The organism is Rhizobium sp. 01L410 (assembly GCF_056400165.1).
Genome location: NZ_JBFTST010000029.1, coordinates 1 through 1180, shown reverse-complemented (window position 1 = coordinate 1180; position 1180 = coordinate 1). Strand labels below are relative to the sequence as shown.

Genomic DNA, 1180 nt, shown 5'->3' with positions numbered 1-1180 from the left:
GATTACTCGATGATCGAGGCGACGATGCCGGCGCCGACGGTACGGCCGCCTTCGCGGATCGCGAAGCGCAGCTTTTCTTCCATCGCGATCGGAACGATCAGCTCGACAACAACGGTGACGTTGTCGCCAGGCATAACCATTTCCGTGCCTTCCGGAAGCGAAACGATACCGGTCACGTCAGTCGTACGGAAGTAGAACTGCGGGCGGTAGTTGGTGAAGAACGGCGTATGACGGCCGCCTTCTTCCTTCGTCAGGATGTAGGCTTCGGCATTGAACTTCTTGTGCGGCTTGACAGAACCCGGCTTGCACAGGATCTGACCACGCTCGACGCCGTCACGGTTAACACCGCGAACCAGAGCGCCGATGTTGTCGCCGGCCTGGCCCTGATCGAGCAGCTTGCGGAACATTTCAACGCCGGTAACCGTCGTCTTCGAGGTCGCGCGGATGCCGACGATTTCGACTTCTTCGCCAACCTTGACGATACCACGCTCGACGCGGCCGGTCACAACCGTACCACGGCCCGAGATCGAGAACACGTCTTCGATCGGCATCAGGAACGGCAGGTTGATCGGACGCTCAGGCGTCGGGATGTAGGCGTCGACCTGAGCCATCAGCTCGCGGATCGCGTCTTCGCCGATCTTCTTGTCAGAGTCTTCGAGAGCAGCCAGAGCCGAACCCTTGACAACCGGAATGTCGTCGCCCGGGAAGTCGTAGGACGACAGCAGTTCGCGAACTTCGAGCTCGACGAGTTCGAGAAGCTCGGCGTCGTCAACCTGGTCAACCTTGTTGAGGAACACGACGATTGCCGGAACGCCAACCTGGCGGGCGAGCAGGATGTGCTCGCGGGTCTGCGGCATCGGGCCGTCAGCTGCCGAGCAAACCAGGATCGCGCCGTCCATCTGTGCGGCACCGGTGATCATGTTCTTGACGTAGTCGGCGTGGCCGGGGCAGTCGACGTGCGCATAGTGGCGGTTCGGCGTTTCATATTCGACGTGTGCCGTCGAAATGGTGATGCCGCGTGCCTTTTCTTCCGGAGCAGCGTCGATCTGGTCATACGCCTTGAACTCGCCGAAATACTTCGTGATCGCTGCCGTCAGAGACGTCTTGCCGTGGTCAACGTGGCCGATCGTGCCGATGTTTACGTGCGGCTTGTTGCGCTCAAACTTACTCTTTGCCATTT

Annotated in this window: 1 protein-coding gene; it reads right to left on the bottom strand. The window is 59.9% G+C overall.

Annotated features, from left to right (window positions below):
* Window positions 1-2: 2 nt before the first annotated feature.
* On the bottom strand, window positions 3-1178 hold the full coding sequence (gene tuf, locus AC1DV9_RS29085; protein WP_477951297.1) for an elongation factor Tu: 1176 nt from the start codon (window positions 1176-1178) through the stop codon (window positions 3-5).
* Window positions 1179-1180: the final 2 nt, after the last annotated feature.